At 46.9% G+C, this 14,095-nt stretch carries 19 protein-coding genes; all 19 read left to right on the top strand.

The annotated features are described in order from the left end of the window. Positions 1 to 6: 6 nt before the first annotated feature. On the top strand, positions 7 to 891 hold the full coding sequence (locus tag ACFIN0_RS08345; protein WP_375702316.1) for a ParB/RepB/Spo0J family partition protein: 885 nt from the start codon (positions 7 to 9) through the stop codon (positions 889 to 891). After that, complete coding sequence (locus tag ACFIN0_RS08350; RefSeq protein WP_012232200.1) at positions 888 to 1,346, top strand: hypothetical protein; 459 nt, start codon at positions 888 to 890, stop codon at positions 1,344 to 1,346. The genes ACFIN0_RS08345 and ACFIN0_RS08350 overlap by 4 nt, the downstream gene beginning before the upstream one ends. Continuing rightward, complete coding sequence (locus ACFIN0_RS08355; protein WP_375702300.1) at positions 1,343 to 3,322, top strand: transposase domain-containing protein; 1,980 nt, start codon at positions 1,343 to 1,345, stop codon at positions 3,320 to 3,322. Before ACFIN0_RS08350 ends, ACFIN0_RS08355 begins: the two co-directional genes overlap by 4 nt. A gap of 345 nt (positions 3,323 to 3,667) precedes the next feature. Next, complete coding sequence (locus ACFIN0_RS08360; RefSeq protein WP_375613740.1) at positions 3,668 to 4,699, top strand: AAA family ATPase; 1,032 nt, start codon at positions 3,668 to 3,670, stop codon at positions 4,697 to 4,699. Next, on the top strand, positions 4,696 to 4,971 hold the full coding sequence (locus tag ACFIN0_RS08365) for a hypothetical protein (protein WP_375702301.1): 276 nt from the start codon (positions 4,696 to 4,698) through the stop codon (positions 4,969 to 4,971). Before ACFIN0_RS08360 ends, ACFIN0_RS08365 begins: the two co-directional genes overlap by 4 nt. Then, positions 4,971 to 5,249 carry a hypothetical protein gene (locus tag ACFIN0_RS08370; RefSeq protein ID WP_375693701.1) on the top strand — a complete coding sequence of 93 codons (279 nt, stop codon included), beginning with the start codon at positions 4,971 to 4,973 and terminating at the stop codon, positions 5,247 to 5,249. Before ACFIN0_RS08365 ends, ACFIN0_RS08370 begins: the two co-directional genes overlap by 1 nt. Next, entirely contained in the window at positions 5,233 to 5,856 is a 624-nt protein-coding gene (locus ACFIN0_RS08375; RefSeq protein WP_375702302.1) for a DUF3164 family protein, read from the top strand. Before ACFIN0_RS08370 ends, ACFIN0_RS08375 begins: the two co-directional genes overlap by 17 nt. Before the next feature lie 24 nt (positions 5,857 to 5,880). Beyond that, positions 5,881 to 6,498, top strand: a complete 618-nt coding sequence (locus tag ACFIN0_RS08380) for a gp16 family protein (RefSeq protein ID WP_375702303.1) — start codon at positions 5,881 to 5,883, stop codon at positions 6,496 to 6,498. Positions 6,499 to 6,504: 6 nt separating this feature from the next. Further along, positions 6,505 to 6,912, top strand: a complete 408-nt coding sequence (locus ACFIN0_RS08385; RefSeq protein ID WP_375629092.1) for a helix-turn-helix domain-containing protein — start codon at positions 6,505 to 6,507, stop codon at positions 6,910 to 6,912. A gap of 87 nt (positions 6,913 to 6,999) precedes the next feature. Then, positions 7,000 to 7,581 (top strand): glycoside hydrolase family 19 protein, encoded by a 582-nt coding sequence (locus tag ACFIN0_RS08390; RefSeq protein ID WP_375702304.1) that lies wholly within the window; start codon positions 7,000 to 7,002, stop codon positions 7,579 to 7,581. Continuing rightward, the gene (locus tag ACFIN0_RS08395) at positions 7,578 to 7,865 is read left to right on the top strand and encodes a hypothetical protein (RefSeq protein ID WP_375631548.1); all 288 of its coding nucleotides are present in this window, start codon (positions 7,578 to 7,580) and stop codon (positions 7,863 to 7,865) included. Before ACFIN0_RS08390 ends, ACFIN0_RS08395 begins: the two co-directional genes overlap by 4 nt. Then, a complete protein-coding gene (locus ACFIN0_RS08400; protein WP_375702305.1) occupies positions 7,858 to 8,196 on the top strand; it encodes a hypothetical protein in 339 nt (112 codons plus the stop codon). Before ACFIN0_RS08395 ends, ACFIN0_RS08400 begins: the two co-directional genes overlap by 8 nt. After that, positions 8,189 to 8,404, top strand: coding sequence for a hypothetical protein (locus ACFIN0_RS08405; protein WP_375629082.1), 216 nt, complete (start codon positions 8,189 to 8,191; stop codon positions 8,402 to 8,404). The genes ACFIN0_RS08400 and ACFIN0_RS08405 overlap by 8 nt, the downstream gene beginning before the upstream one ends. Beyond that, complete coding sequence (locus ACFIN0_RS08410) at positions 8,401 to 8,715, top strand: DUF2730 family protein (protein WP_375607966.1); 315 nt, start codon at positions 8,401 to 8,403, stop codon at positions 8,713 to 8,715. The genes ACFIN0_RS08405 and ACFIN0_RS08410 overlap by 4 nt, the downstream gene beginning before the upstream one ends. After that, entirely contained in the window at positions 8,712 to 9,068 is a 357-nt protein-coding gene (locus ACFIN0_RS08415) for a hypothetical protein (protein ID WP_375612320.1), read from the top strand. Before ACFIN0_RS08410 ends, ACFIN0_RS08415 begins: the two co-directional genes overlap by 4 nt. Then, positions 9,031 to 9,612 carry a phage protein Gp27 family protein gene (locus tag ACFIN0_RS08420; protein ID WP_375702306.1) on the top strand — a complete coding sequence of 194 codons (582 nt, stop codon included), beginning with the start codon at positions 9,031 to 9,033 and terminating at the stop codon, positions 9,610 to 9,612. Before ACFIN0_RS08415 ends, ACFIN0_RS08420 begins: the two co-directional genes overlap by 38 nt. Then, positions 9,605 to 11,227 carry a hypothetical protein gene (locus tag ACFIN0_RS08425; protein ID WP_375702307.1) on the top strand — a complete coding sequence of 541 codons (1,623 nt, stop codon included), beginning with the start codon at positions 9,605 to 9,607 and terminating at the stop codon, positions 11,225 to 11,227. The genes ACFIN0_RS08420 and ACFIN0_RS08425 overlap by 8 nt, the downstream gene beginning before the upstream one ends. A 12-nt stretch (positions 11,228 to 11,239) precedes the next feature. Next, a complete protein-coding gene (locus tag ACFIN0_RS08430) occupies positions 11,240 to 12,820 on the top strand; it encodes a DUF935 domain-containing protein (protein WP_375702308.1) in 1,581 nt (526 codons plus the stop codon). After that, on the top strand, positions 12,813 to 14,018 hold the full coding sequence (locus ACFIN0_RS08435; RefSeq protein ID WP_375702309.1) for a phage minor head protein: 1,206 nt from the start codon (positions 12,813 to 12,815) through the stop codon (positions 14,016 to 14,018). Before ACFIN0_RS08430 ends, ACFIN0_RS08435 begins: the two co-directional genes overlap by 8 nt. Positions 14,019 to 14,095: the final 77 nt, after the last annotated feature.

The following is a 14,095-nucleotide window of genomic DNA, read 5'->3' on the forward strand; positions in this document are numbered from 1 at the left end:
GGCGTGATGGCACAGTTTCAAAAGCTTGCTCTTGATGTGATTGTGGTACCGGAGCGTATACGCCCTGTAGATGATGAGCATGCCAAGGCGCTTGCACAATCAATAGTGCGGGAGGGATTGATGAATCCGATTACGGTGCGCCATACCCCCAATGCTAAGGAAGGCAATTATACGCTTATAGCTGGTGCGCATCGGCTTCGTGCTGCTGAGCTTTTGGGCTATAGTGACATTGATGCAGTTGTGGTGCAGGCTGATAAGGACAATGCTGCGCTTTTAGAAGTGGCAGAAAACCTCTTTCGCAATGAATTGTCAGTGATTGACCGCGCTTTGTTTGTGCAGACGTACCGTGAATTGTGGGAAAAGAAGTATGGGGAGATTCAACGTGGTGGTGATAGAAAATCAAAGGTGCAAGTTGCACCTTTGATCGGTGGTGATGCACATTTAAAGCAATTGGGTCAAGTTGACCCTATTGCTCAAATGGAGGGAGAAGATGGCAAGAGGAGAACTTTATCTTTTGCTAAACATGTGGCGGACCGCATTGGTTTTTCTCAAGATGTTGTAAAACGTCTTAACTGTATTGCCCAGCATCTACAGCCAGAATTACGCTCTGTTTTGCGGGGGACGGCATTGGCTGATAATCAAGCGCAGTTGTTAAAATTAGCAAAGATGGAGCCGGTTGCGCAACGGCGGGTGGCGATTGCGCTCCAACAGGTTGAGGGAGATTTACGGCGGGCTGTTGATTTGGTCAATGGCGTTAATACACCACCACAAATCAATGAACAAGAGCGGGTTTTTGCTCAGTTATTGGGTGTTTGGCAGAGAGCAGATGCGCAGACAAAGGCGCGGTTTTATGATTATTTGAACAAGCAATCGGGGGAGGAGCAGGCATGAAGAGGCATGGTTGCGGGCAGCTTGATTTTTTTCAAAAGCCGGTTTTTCCCTGCCGCGAACCCGTTGCACAGATTGATTTAGGGCGGTTTCGCTCGCGCATTAAGCGTGCGATGGCGCGTGCTTTGAGAGAATGCCGGCATGAGCGCAGTGTGATTGCGGAGCGTATGGCGCATTATTTAGGGATTGGGTGTTTAAGTAAGGCGAGTTTGGATGCGTATGTTGCGGAAAGTAAGCAGGTGGATATTTCCCTGCCGCGGTTTAAGGCATTTGTGCGGGCGACAGAGGCATTTTGGCTCTGGGATGAGGTGGTGAGTGAAGATGGATTGTTGCTGTTGCAAGGGGATGAGGCACGTTTAGCAGAAATTGCGCGGTTGCAGCAGGAACAGCGGGAGATTGCAGCGCAATTGAAAGCCATGCGCGCAACGCCGGTTCGCATTAAAAGGGGGCAGCCATGAAGGAATGGTTTACTATTGCCGAATTGGCTGAGGCAGCTTTGCCAGGGTTGCCGAAAACAAAGATCGGTCTCAACAATCTTGCGCTTAAGAAATGGCGTTTGAATACACAATTGTTTCGCCAAACATTAGGCAAAACCAAGCCGGTTTGGGAGTATCACATTTCTTTATTGCCGGAGGGGGCGCGGGCGGCATTGTTTGTGCGGTTTGGTGGGGCTGTTGATGTGAAACAAACGCAAGGGGAGCAAAAGACAAGTATTTGGGTGCGTTATGAGGGGCTTTCCAAGGCGCATAAAAGGCGCTGTGAAGAGCGTTTGAAGGCACTTTGCTTTTGGGAAGATTTGCTCCATGCCGGTATGGGTGTGCATGATGCGGCAAGTTTGAGTGCGGTGCAATTTGGTGTGAGCCGGATGTCGCTTTTTAATTGGCGGCAGATGGTGGAGGGGTATGAGCGCCCTGATTGGTTGGCAGCTTTAGCGCCTTGTTATGGTGAGGAGAATGTTTCGCAATTTGCGCCGTGTCATGAGGGGGCGTGGGAGGTTTTTTGTTCGGATTATTTGCGCCCCTCTAAACCTGCTTTTTCGGCGTGTTATCGGCGCATGGTTTCGGTTGCGCAGGAGCGGGGTTTTGAGCCCATTCCTTCTGAGCGGGCTTTGCGGCGTCGTTTTAAGGCGCAAATTTCCAAAGCGGTTGTGGTTTTAGCGCGTGAGGGAGAAGAAAAGGCAAAAAAGCTTTATCCAGCCCAACGGCGTGATCGCTCAAGTTTGCATGCATTGCAAGCAGTGAATATGGATGGACATAAGCTGGATGTTTTTGTGAATGTTCCTTGGACAGAGAAGCCTGTGCGGCTTTATTTGATTGCCATTCAAGATCTTTATTCGGGCAAGATTTTATCTTGGCGCCTGTCAGATGCTGAGAGTTGGGAAATTGTTCGTTTGGTGATTGGGGACATGGTGGAAGCTTATGGGATACCGGAGCGTATGACCTTGGATAATGGGCGTGCCTTTACCAGCAAGTGGATTTCTGGAGGTGTGCAAAACCGTTTTCGTTTTAAGATTAAGCCGGATGATCCGCAGGGGCTTTTGACGAGTTTGGGTGTGCAATTGCAATGGACCACCCCTTATAGCGGACAGTCTAAACCGATTGAGCGGGCATGGCGTGATCTGGCAGAAGCGATTTCGAAACATCCCTTTTGTGCGGGGGCTTATACGGGCAATAAACCGGATGCCAAGCCTGAAGATTATGGCAAGCGCGCGATAGGATTTGAAGCGTTTAAAGCCCATGTTGGTGCGCAAATTTGTGCACACAATGCGCAAGCAGGGCGTAAGGCGGTTAATTGTGCGGGGCGCAGTTTTGATGAGACTTTTACTGAGAGCTTGCAAGCCGAGGGAACGATTATTCGGCAAGCAACGGCGGCACAACGGGCTTTATGGCTTTTAACCTCAGAGGCGTTGCGTGCGCAAAAGGGTACGGGGGAGATCCATTTTTATGGCAATCGTTATTGGGCGCGGGCGTTGAATGAGCATGCGGGGCAAAAGGTGATTGTACGCTTTGATCCGGATAATTTGCATCAAGATTTACGGGTTTATGATTTGAACAATCGGTTGCTTTGTTTGGCACCATGCCTTTGTGATGTAGGTTTTTATGACCAGCAGGCGGCGCGCTTGAATGGGCGTTTGCGTAAAGAATATGTGAAGGCTGTTAAAGCAGAAAAACAGTTGGCAGCAAAGCTTGCGCCTGATCACTTGGCCGATGTTTATGGGCGCCTTGAGAAAAAGGATGAAGCGTTCAAATCGAAGCTTCCGATAAAGCCAAAGGTGAGCCGCTTGATGCCAAACCATGTGGGGAATTTAGCTTTGAAAGCAGACGATGATGAGGCTTTGGGGGAGGAAGAATTCAGTCAACACTTGCATAAAGCTTTGAGAAAGCTTTCCGCCTCTGATGAGGGGCGTGAGGTGATCAAGTTTCCCAAGCAATAGAATAAGGAAATAGGAAAAGAGAGGGGGGGGTTATAAGAATTCTCAAAAGGAAGCTGGTTTTGTATCGCGTACCAGCTTGAAGCGTTAACAAAGAAAGGGGGGAGGAATCTTAATCCTTTAAAAGTCTAATCAATACATGAAGTTTCTAGGTGTCTTTGCCTGATCGGGTGAGATACGTGGAGTTAGCAAGTTCCCTGATGTGTGAGAAAGAGAGGGGATTTGCAAGGTTAGCCGTTTTAGTATCGCGTACGGCTTTAAATGTTCATTCTAAAGACAAAAGATAAGGGGCGGGTGGGAGCCCTTCCCCTTATCAATAGTCTAAAATCAATACAGAGGGGAATATACATGAAAAACGCGATAAATGCAACGGTCGATAAAAATCCTTGGGCGCGACCTAAAATCCAGCCTAATGGAACAGCACAAAACCGCAACAGTGATGACATTGCTTTATGGAATGAGCTTGTGGATGCGGTGAGAGCTTTGGGGCAAATGAATGATTGGTCGAAAGCAGAGGTGGCGCGGCGCATAGGCATGCCGGATGGGACGTTTTCGCAATGGTATGCGGGCAGTTATGCGGGGCAATTGGGTAAGCAAAATGCGAAGGTTCAACAATGGGTTGAGGTTTTAAAGGAAACGGCGGGTTTTTTGGAGAAGATCCCTGAAAAACCAGCCTTTCAGAGGAATCGAATTGCCAGTGAGATTATTGATACTTTAACACTGGCACAAAGTACGGGGGATATGGTGATGATTACGCTTGATGCGGGCAGTGGTAAGACCGAAACCTGCCGCCATTATCGCTCTACCCGCCCGCATGTTTATCTGGTGACAGCAAGCCCGCATACGCGTAGTGTTCATGGTATTTTGAATGATATGGCAGCAGAATTGGAAGTGGTGGAATATAATCCCACCCGCTTAACACGTGCGATTGGTAAGAAATTAGAGCGCGTGGGCAGTGGCACGTTGTTGATCGTTGATGAGGCGCAAAATTTAACGGATGAAGCGATTAATCAGTTGCGCCACTTTGTTGATATCAATGGTACGGGGTTGGCTTTGGTTGGCAATGATGAAATCTCTGGACGGTTGGTTCATCGTCAAAATGGTCCCTCTTATGCGCAAATTAAAAGCCGATTGGCGATGCATTTGAAACGGCGCAAGCCCTATAGTGAGGATATTGCAGCGCGCATTCATGATTGGGGGATTGAAGATGTTGGTGCGATAAAGTTTTTGACAGGGATAGGCTTAAAGGCTGGAGCTTTGCGGCAAATTGACAAAACCATGATGTTGGCACGCATGGCAGCGCTTGGGGATGGGTGTGAGGTGACTTTGAAACATGTCAAAGCGGCATGGAAAAACCGTGACGTGGAGGAATTGGCATGATCTCGATAAGCAATAAGGAATTATCGAATACGCTTGTTGGTCTTTATGACGATTATCAACGGGGTTTTGATATTGGAGAGCCGCTTAAATTGTGTGTTGATTTGGCGTTATCGCTTGAATTGGAACTGAGTATTCACCGCTTAAGCGAAGCTGATGCGGTTTTGGAGGGGCAAGTTGTGGAAGCTTTACGTTGTAGCCAAGCGCTTCATGCCAAGAGTGATGAGGGTGAGAAAGGAACGGTTATTCATATGGATTTTGGAGGAGGAAAATGATGGAACGGAACCCTTATATGGTGAGAGATTGCTTGGTTGCTTTGCGTTCTGCTTTACTCAAGCATGAAATGGAGGGCATTTTTCTGAGTGCGAAAGATGTTCGAGAATTGAATGATTATTTGCGCCGCCTAGCGGGCTATAACCACGTTTTAGGTCATGAGCTTATGCGGTGTCGTTGGCAATTGAAAGCGGGATATGACCCTTTATCGGGTTCTGTTTTACCATTTCGTCGGTTTCAAGAAAAAAAGGAGGAAATCAAAAATGAATCCACAAATTGAACTTGATGGTACGTGTTATATGAAGGATGCAAAAGGGGCTTTGGTGCCGGTAAGTTTGATCCGCCCTGCGGATTTATTAGAAGACGAAACGGTACGTAAGGTTATGGGTTATGCGAAAGAGTTATCGGCAAGGATTGCACGTTTTAACAGCCATACGATTGCGGATTTGAGTGGTTTTGATAGCTTGCTTGCGCAAGAATATGGTGTGGAGCGGCGTGGCAAAAAGGGCAATTGTACTTACACAAGCTTTGATGGTTTGCAACGTATTAAGGTGCAAGTTCAGGAAAGTGTTGATTTTGGACCGCAATTGCAAATTGCCAAAAGCCTTCTTGATGAGTGTTTGAATGAATGGTCTGCGGATGCACGCCCTGAAATCCGTGCGATTATTACGCGTGCTTTTAATACGGATAAAGAAGGCAAGGTGAATCGGGGCGAAATCTTTATGCTGTTGCGTTTGGATATTGATGATCCACGCTGGAAAGAGGCGATGCGGGCGATCCGTGAAGCTATTCGTGTGACAACATCTAAGGAATATGTGCGTTTTTATGAGCGCGATACATTGGAAAGCCCTTGGCGGGCTGTGACGCTTGATTTAGCCAAGACATAAAAGGGGGGAAATTAAGGGGATACCATGTCTTTAGCGGCTATTCATATGGGCAAACGCGCGTTAGGTCTTGATGATGAGACCTATCGCGCACTGCTCTATCGCTTGACGGGCAAGCAATCGGCGAAAGATTTGAGTGTTTTAGAGAAGCGTTTAGTCGTCGCTGAAATGAAAGCGTTTGGTTTTGAGCCGAATGTGAAGCTTTTAGAGGGAAAATATGCCAAGAAGTTGCAGGCGCTCTGGATTGCTGGGTGGAATCTTGGCATTATCCGTGATCGTTCAGATAAGGCGTTGCTTGCCTTTGTGAAAAGACAGACAGGGATTGATCATATTCGCTTTTTACGCGATAGCGATGATGCATGCAGAGCTATTGAGGCGTTGAAAGGTTGGTTGCAGCGTGAGGGTGGGGTTGACTGGAAAGGGAAAAACCGCGAAGATTCATGGAGGAATAAACCAAGCATTTCCATTTTGTGTGCCCAATGGAAGTGTTTGAATCCCGATGCTGTGTTTGATCTTGGGGCTTTTCACCAAAGTGTTATGGCGTTAAGTGGTAAAGCTTTGGGTGAGATGAGTGGGGGCGATTTTAGAGAAGTTATGAATGTTTGGGGGCGGAAAATCCGTAAAGGTGTTAAAAGCGAGGGGTAAGCATGTATGCAAGAGGAAATCTATAGCGATTTTCCTGCCTTATTGCGTGAAATAGCTGATGTTGCGGGCAGTGAAGCAGCATGGAATATGATGCGGGCTTTTGGTGGACGAGAAGTTTATATACCCGGGCGTCTTGAGAGTGCGGATTGGTTGATTGAAATTGTTGGGTTTGAAGAGGCGCAGCAACTCATCAACCATTTTTGTTTTAATGGTTCGGGAGTGCGTCTTCTTATCCCCCTTGGCAGAGATGCTGAACGGCGGCAAAAAATGGTGCAAGCGTTGCAAAAAGGCTGGTCGGTGGATGCTGCCGCTGCTGTTTCTGGTATGCATGTGCGCACAGCCTATCGCTTGAAGAAGAAAATTTCTTTGCAAGAACCACAAGGTTCGTTATTTTCAGAGTTTTATGAGTATTGAGAGTTTTGACTGACAGTGTCAGGCTTATATTGGGGGTTTGAAATCCGATAAACTGCGAATGGATTTTTATTCATTGAGTGGTTTGTTATGATTTCAATAGATGCCTCTTTTCTTCATCGCCTTGCGCCTAAATTGGCGCATCATGCGCGCCAAGATTTTATTATTGTTGAAATGGCACGCGTGTTGCCTAAAGCTTTATCTTATGGGGCACTCACAACACCGTTGCGTATTGCCCATTTTTTAAGCCAATGTGCCCATGAGAGTGATGGCTTTTTTACCGTTTGTGAATATGCCTCAGGGCGCGCTTATGAGGGGCGGCGTGATTTAGGCAATGTCAACCCTGGGGATGGGGTGCACTTTAAGGGGCGTGGTTTGATCCAGTTGACGGGGCGCAATAATTATCGTCGTTTTACGAAGTTTTGGCGCTCAGTCGATGAACAAGCGGTTGATTGTGAAGATTTTCCAGAAGAGCTGGAAAAGTTTCCAGCAGCGCTTTGGTCTGCTGTTTGGTTTTGGCAAATGAAAGGCTTGAATAGGCTGGCTGATCAAGATGATTATCTAGGGATTACCAAGGCGATCAATGGGGGCAAGAATGGACTTGTGCAACGTTTGATTTATTTGAACCGCGCTAAAAAGCTTTTGGGGCTTGGAGGCGAGGTAAAGGCATGAAACCTTCTTATCGTGGTTCTAGGCTCTATTTATGGTGGTCCTTTTGGTTTGCTTGGGGGGTTATTTTTTTGCTCGTTTCTGGTGGTTTGTGGGGGGCTCCGCATATTGTTGATATGGCGAGCATTTCTATTCCTTCGATGGTGGCGATTATTGTTGGCAATCTGGGGGTGCACCGTGGCTTTGGCTCGTTGGATTTTTCTAATAGGAAACATTCCCATAAGCGGCATAGCCGCTCCTATGATGGGGTGGAGATAACGAGGTGGGGAGATAAAAGCAATGTTTAGCCCACTTTCAAAACTGTCTTTTGGTCTGCTTTTTTTGGTCAGTGTGATGTTGGCGGCTTTTGGCTTTATGAAAGCGCAAATTTTAAAAGCGGAAAAGGCGCGTGATTTGTATTGGCAGTTGGAGATTGCCAAGGCTTCAGCACGTGCACTGCTTGTACAAGAGCGACAAAGACAAGCAGCGTTGGAAGCTGAGCATCGAGCGCAAGGGGTGATTTCGGCTTTGGAACAAAAGCTTGTGAAAATGGAGGAAGTCAATGGGAAGTTGCCGGTTACTGGCGGTGGCATTGGGCTTGAGCGTGTGCGCTTGCTCAACACACAAGCCGGTGGGTAGCCTTTCTTATCATTTTTTATCGGTTGAATTGCCGCCTGTTGTTCGCATGGCGTGTGCCCGCCCAGCTTTATTGCCAGAGCGTGCTTTGAATGCGCGCGAAGTGGTGCATTATTGGAGCCGTGATCGTGCTGCTTTATTGATTTGTGAACAGCGTAGAAAAGCTGCGGAGCGGGCGATTTTAGGCACAAGAGAGGGGACTTTTAAGTGAATTTGGATATCAGTGTTGCCAATGGCTGGTTGTCTTTATTGTTATCGGTTATTGCGATTTGTGGGGTTTTGAGAGCCTATTTTTCTTCCGGTGCGCGGGAAATGCTGAAAGATATCACGGCGCTTAAAGAGCGTGTGCAAAAGTTAGAAACAGAGATGGACTTTTTGCCTGATCGTGATGCGCTGCAAAGATTGGAAGTGAATATGGAGAAATTGAATGGTCGTCTCAACACGCTTTCTGCACAATTACAACCGGTGGCAGCCATTGGTGAGCGCTTGCAAGAATTTTTGTTGGAGAATGCCAAGAAATGAAAGCAGATATGGATAAAATCATCCGTGAAGAAGCGCGGTTGATTATTTTAAAAGGGCTTGCTTGTGAGCGCAGTGAAACTTTATCGAGTGCGATGATTGAGCGGCTTTTATACAGTTATGGCATCAGGCGCGATCGCGATTTTGTGCATAATGAATTGGCATGGATGGAAGATCAAGGTGCTGTTACGTTAAAATGTGTGGGTTCGGTTTTTCTTGCGGCATTAACAGAACGGGGAGCGCGTCATTTAGACCGAAGCTTTTCCATTGAGGGGATTAAGCGGCCTAAACGTTCATCAATAAAAGACGAGGTGAAGGATGCGCAAGGTCGGGCGTGGACGTTTAACGGCGATTGATTTATTGCCGCAAGCTTGTGATCAAATTATTGCTGCTGCTGCTGAGGCTTTAAACGGGCGTGAAAAGACGCAAAAAGCCATTTATGATGAATTTAAAGCAGCTTTGAAGGCTTTACGAAAGGAAACGGGTCTCAACTTTTCTATTCCCTCCTTTTCGAGTTTTAATCGTTATTCTTTGCGGCTAGCCGTGATGTCACGGCGCCTAGAACAGACAAGAGAAATTGCCGCAAGTCTTTCCAAGCGTTTTGATGCCAAAGCTTCTGATAATATCACTCTTTTGACGGCGGCAGCGATTAAGGAGTTGATTTTTTCCACGTTGAGCAGTGGGAAAAACCTTTCGCCAAAGGCAGCACAAGAATTGGCCAATGCGCTTAAAGGGGTTTTGGCGGCTGAACATTTGTCGACCACCAGACGGCAAAGATTAGAGAAGGATTTTACCACTAAAGCAAGTAAAGCGGTTGACGCTGCAGCGGCGGCGGCGGGGCTCTCAGAAGAAACAGCGCGAGCTATTCGTGCGCAGGTGTTGGGGGTAAAACATGGCTGAACAGCCCTTTTCAAAAAGTCATGTCTTTGATCATCAAAGTGGTTTTGATATTTGGCAGAGAAGTACTTTTCCCAAAGAGAGTGATCCCTTAGCGGAAGGCGTTTTGATGGCGCATCAACGGGCATGGATTGAAGATAAGTCCCCGTTAAAACTGGTTGAAAAGGGTCGGCGGACCGGCATTACTTTTGCAGAAGCTTTGGATGATACACTGATTGCGGCGGCGGCACGTGAAGCGAGGGGCGATAATGTTTTTTATATTGGTGACACCAAAGACAAGGGGCGGGAATTTATTGGCTATGTGAGCAATTTTGCTTCGGCAATTACGAGCCATAGTGGGGATGTTGAGGAATTTTTATTCTCTGATCAAAGGGCGGATGGTTCAACAAAATATATCTCTGCTTATCGGGTGCGTTTTGCTTCGGGGTTTCGGGTTGAGGCGCTTTCTAGCCGCCCTGAAAATATTCGCGGACTACAGGGCATTGTGGTGATTGACGAGGCGGCGTTTCATCAAGATGTGCGCGCTGTTTTGGATGCTGTCAATGCTTTGCTCATTTGGGGAGGAAAAATCCGTGTGATCTCCACCCATAATGGTGTGCTCAATCCTTTCAATGAACTGATCCGTGAGGCGAAAGCAGGTAAGGTTCCTTTTTCGGTGCATTGTTACCCCTTTGGTGTTGCTGTTAAAAATGGCTTGTTTAAACGGGTTTGTGCCATGAAGGGGGAGGTGTGGAGTTTAGCATCTGAGCAACAATGGGAAGAGCAAATTCGTGCCTCTTATGGGGTGCGTTTGGCTGCGATGCGCCAAGAATTAGATGCCATACCAGCCGATCAAGAAGGGGCGGCTTTAACACGTTTGCAGATTGAAAATTGTTGCGCGCCTGACATTGCAGTGTTGCGTTTTGCTTGTGTGGATGATTTTAAAAATCAATCGGAACATCAACGAAGTGTTGCTGCTTTTGCTTGGTGTGAGAAGCATATAAAACCTCTTCATGCTGGGCTTGACCGGCGGCGCCAACATGTTTTTGGTGTTGATTTTGCGCGGAGTGGCGATGCGACATCGATTGTGGTGATGGAGGTGGGACAAGATTTGGTGCGCCGTGTACGGTTTATGGTGGAATTGCGCAATACGCCGTTTGATCAACAAAGAGAGATTTTATTTTATGGGGTGAATGGTTTGCCGCGTTTGATGGGCGGCGCGTTAGATGCGCGGGGCAATGGGGCTTATTTAGCCGAAAAAGCGGCGCAACGTTATGGAGCTCTTGTGAAGGAAGTGCCCTTGTCACAAAGTTGGTATGGCAAGGAAATGCCGGCTTATTTGGAAGCTTTTGGGGATGGGACGATTGTTTTGCCGCGCGATAGTGACATTGTTGCCGATCATCAAGCGCTTGCTTATGTCAATGGCATTGTGAAAATTCCAGACAATCATCGTTTTAAAGGCAGTGACGGTTTTATGCGCCATGGTGATAGCGCGATTGCTTGCGCTTTGGCTTATTTTGCCAGCCGCCAAACTCCTGAAATTTATGATTATACTCCTGTGAGAGAGGCTTATCGTTTTGATGAAAGCTCGCTCTTTTCAACGCCTTTTTTTTCAACAATGCGATCAAAGATTTATTGATGGGATGATGAGATGGTAAAACTTTTAGATCAGTGGGGCAGGGCGCTGAATATCAAAGGGTTGGAGCGAGAAGTTGCAAGCCCTACCGTTAATGGTATTCGTGATGTGTGGTCACAAACCATTGTCAGTGGTCTCACCCCTGCGCAACTTGCTGATATTTTGCAACAGGCAGCACGGGGGCATCCAGAGCAGTTTTTTCAACTTGCCGATGATATGGAAGAGCGTGATTTGCATTATCGTGCTGTGCTTGGCATGCGTAAAAATGCCCTTACAGGGGTGGAGCCTGGAGTGATTGCCGCAAGCAATAGTGCACAGGACAAAAAGATAGCAGATGCGGTGCGGGAAGTGATTAGTGCGCCTACCTTTGTTGATGATTATGTCACGGATTTGTTAGATGCTTTGGGAAAAGGCTATGCGGTTGTTGAAACTTTGTGGGACAAGAGTGCCAAGGAATGGTGGCCGGTTGCTTGGAAATGGCGTGACCAGCGGTTTTTTCAATTAGATCGGCGGGATGGTTTTCATTTGCGTTTAAAAGAAGAGGGGTCTTTTAATGGAAGTGAATTGCCTGCTTATAAATTTTCTATTCACAGACCCAAGTTAAAAAGCGGTTTGCCTATTCGTTCTGGGCTTGCGCGGCTTGCAGCTTGGGCTTTTTTGTTTAAGTCTTATACACTGAAAGATTGGATGGCCTTCTTAGAAGTTTACGGTATGCCGTTGCGTGTGGGTAAATATGGGGCAAGCTCTTCTCATGAGGAACGACGGGTTCTCATTCAAGCAGTGCGTGATTTATCCAGTGATGCGGCAGCGATTATTCCCAAAGAGATGGAGATTGAATTTATTGAAGCGGCAGGGGGCAGTGGCAATGCGGTGTTTGCTTCTAAGGCGGAATATTTAGATCGACAAATTTCTAAAGGTGTGTTGGGGCAAACCATGACGACGGATGATGGTTCGTCCTTTTCGCAAGCGCGCATTCATGAAAATGTGCGCCATGATATTGCCAGAGCTGATGCACGCCAATTAGCTTTAACGGCTAATCGTGATTTGATTGTGCCTTTTGTTGAGATTAATTTTGGACGCCAAGAGCGCGCCCCCCTTGTCTATTGGCCGATTTCGGAAAATGAAGATATTAAAGCGATTAGTGATGCACTGGAAAAACTTGTGCCCTTGGGTTTGCGTGTTGGGGCGCAAGAAGTGCGCAATAAGATTGGCTTTTCGCAACCAACAAAAGAAGAAGATGTTTTAAAGTCTCCTGATAATGCGCTTGATGATGAGAGGGGAGAAAAGGCTCATGTTTGTGCTGATTGTGGAGGTGTTTTTGATGTTTCTGTGACAAGAGAGGACAAGGGTGCAAAAGAGCAGGGTGGAAAACATCACGACGAATTGGACCGACTTTCACAAGAAGCTTTAAGCGACTGGGAAGAGGACTTAGAACCCCTTTTAGAGCCTTTTAAAAAGCTTGTGAGAGAAGCAAAAAGTTATGAGGATATCCTAAAAGGCTTAGATGAATTGCTAGGTGAGATGGATCATCACGCATTAGCAGCGCGCTTGGCAAAAGTACAAATGATTGCACGTGGGCTTGGGTATCATGGATGAGGAACTTTTTAAAACCGCCCCTAAAGAGGTCACCCGTTATTTTGAAGCCAAGGCACTTGTTCCAAGCTTTGATTGGCGTGATATAGCACCAGAAGAACATGCCTTTTCCTTTACGGTGGCAAAATCGGTGGGCTATGATATTTTGGATGATTTTAAGCGAGCGGTTGGAGAAGCCATAAAGCATCAAGTTCCTTTTCAAGAGTTTCAAAAAAATCTGATGCCGATTTTACAAGAAAAGGGTTGGTGGGGTAAAAAGACCAGCATTGACCCCAAAACTGGTGAAAAGAGCGTGGTGCAATTGGGCAGCCCACGGCGTTTAGAAACGGTCTATTGGGCCAATACCATGAGTGCGCATGCAGCAGGTGAGTGGGAGCGCACACAAAATAATAAAGAATTTTTGCCCTATCTCACCTATGCTTTGTCGAGTTCAGAACATAAGCGTTTAGAACATGAAAGTTGGGTGGGGTTTACCGCACCCGTTGATGATCCGGTTTGGGATTGGCTTTATCCACCCAATGGTTGGCGGTGTAAATGCAGTGTGCGACAGGTAAGCCGTTATGAAGCAGAAGATTTAGGCTATGAAGAGGGGGCAGAGCCACTTCATGTTGAAAAGCAGGTTTGGCACAATAAGCGAACGGGGAAAATTGAGAAGATACCAAAGGGGATTGATCCTGGTTGGCATTTGAACCCTGGGAAACATCGCGCGCAAAACTTAAGCAATTTTTTGAGTGATAAAGTCTCTGTGATGGGGGACAATGACAAACGCATTGCCATTGAAGATATTGTGGGTTCACCACTTTTGGAAGCCATGTTTGAAGGACGTATGCCTCGCGGGTTTATACCCATTGCACCGATACCACAAAAGGTGCGTGATGTTTTTGCAGCGGAAAATTCTCTTATTCGCTTATCCGCAGACAGTGTGAAACATATTTTGTTAGAGCATCAAGCGCGTGATCTTCGCTTGGATGATTTTCGGGGCGCCATTCAAACACTCATTCGCCCCCATGGTGTTATTAGACGAAAAGATGCACAGAGTGTTGTGTTTTTGGGTGAAAATGGTGGGGCATGGTGGCGCTTTGCAGTCAAATGGGTAGCAAGCAAACAAGAGTGGTGGCTTATCTCGATGCATAAAAAGAGCTTTCGCGAAATTCAACGTTTGTTAAACGCCGCTGAAAAGAAGGATGAACGGTTGTTGTAAAGAGAACACCGAAAAAGATCTGCTGGCTTTTGTGAAAAGAGAAGGCGTGGAGGGCGGTCAACTCCTCGCAGATCCGG

The organism is Bartonella sp. AA89HNZF, assembly GCF_042196905.1.
Lineage (GTDB): Bacteria > Pseudomonadota > Alphaproteobacteria > Rhizobiales > Rhizobiaceae > Bartonella.

Excerpts from the sequence above, each read along its gene's own strand:
- ACFIN0_RS08345 (WP_375702316.1), top strand. The coding sequence starts at position 7 with ATGGCACAGTTTCAAAAGCTTGCTCTTGATGTGATTGTGGTACCGGAG.
- ACFIN0_RS08350 (WP_012232200.1), top strand. The coding sequence starts at position 888 with ATGAAGAGGCATGGTTGCGGGCAGCTTGATTTTTTTCAAAAGCCGGTT.
- ACFIN0_RS08355 (WP_375702300.1), top strand. The coding sequence starts at position 1,343 with ATGAAGGAATGGTTTACTATTGCCGAATTGGCTGAGGCAGCTTTGCCA.
- ACFIN0_RS08360 (WP_375613740.1), top strand. The coding sequence starts at position 3,668 with ATGAAAAACGCGATAAATGCAACGGTCGATAAAAATCCTTGGGCGCGA.
- ACFIN0_RS08365 (WP_375702301.1), top strand. The coding sequence starts at position 4,696 with ATGATCTCGATAAGCAATAAGGAATTATCGAATACGCTTGTTGGTCTT.
- ACFIN0_RS08370 (WP_375693701.1), top strand. The coding sequence starts at position 4,971 with ATGGAACGGAACCCTTATATGGTGAGAGATTGCTTGGTTGCTTTGCGT.
- ACFIN0_RS08375 (WP_375702302.1), top strand. The coding sequence starts at position 5,233 with ATGAATCCACAAATTGAACTTGATGGTACGTGTTATATGAAGGATGCA.
- ACFIN0_RS08380 (WP_375702303.1), top strand. The coding sequence starts at position 5,881 with ATGTCTTTAGCGGCTATTCATATGGGCAAACGCGCGTTAGGTCTTGAT.
- ACFIN0_RS08385 (WP_375629092.1), top strand. The coding sequence starts at position 6,505 with ATGCAAGAGGAAATCTATAGCGATTTTCCTGCCTTATTGCGTGAAATA.
- ACFIN0_RS08390 (WP_375702304.1), top strand. The coding sequence starts at position 7,000 with ATGATTTCAATAGATGCCTCTTTTCTTCATCGCCTTGCGCCTAAATTG.
- ACFIN0_RS08395 (WP_375631548.1), top strand. The coding sequence starts at position 7,578 with ATGAAACCTTCTTATCGTGGTTCTAGGCTCTATTTATGGTGGTCCTTT.
- ACFIN0_RS08400 (WP_375702305.1), top strand. The coding sequence starts at position 7,858 with ATGTTTAGCCCACTTTCAAAACTGTCTTTTGGTCTGCTTTTTTTGGTC.
- ACFIN0_RS08415 (WP_375612320.1), top strand. The coding sequence starts at position 8,712 with ATGAAAGCAGATATGGATAAAATCATCCGTGAAGAAGCGCGGTTGATT.
- ACFIN0_RS08420 (WP_375702306.1), top strand. The coding sequence starts at position 9,031 with ATGCGCAAGGTCGGGCGTGGACGTTTAACGGCGATTGATTTATTGCCG.
- ACFIN0_RS08425 (WP_375702307.1), top strand. The coding sequence starts at position 9,605 with ATGGCTGAACAGCCCTTTTCAAAAAGTCATGTCTTTGATCATCAAAGT.
- ACFIN0_RS08430 (WP_375702308.1), top strand. The coding sequence starts at position 11,240 with ATGGTAAAACTTTTAGATCAGTGGGGCAGGGCGCTGAATATCAAAGGG.
- ACFIN0_RS08435 (WP_375702309.1), top strand. The coding sequence starts at position 12,813 with ATGGATGAGGAACTTTTTAAAACCGCCCCTAAAGAGGTCACCCGTTAT.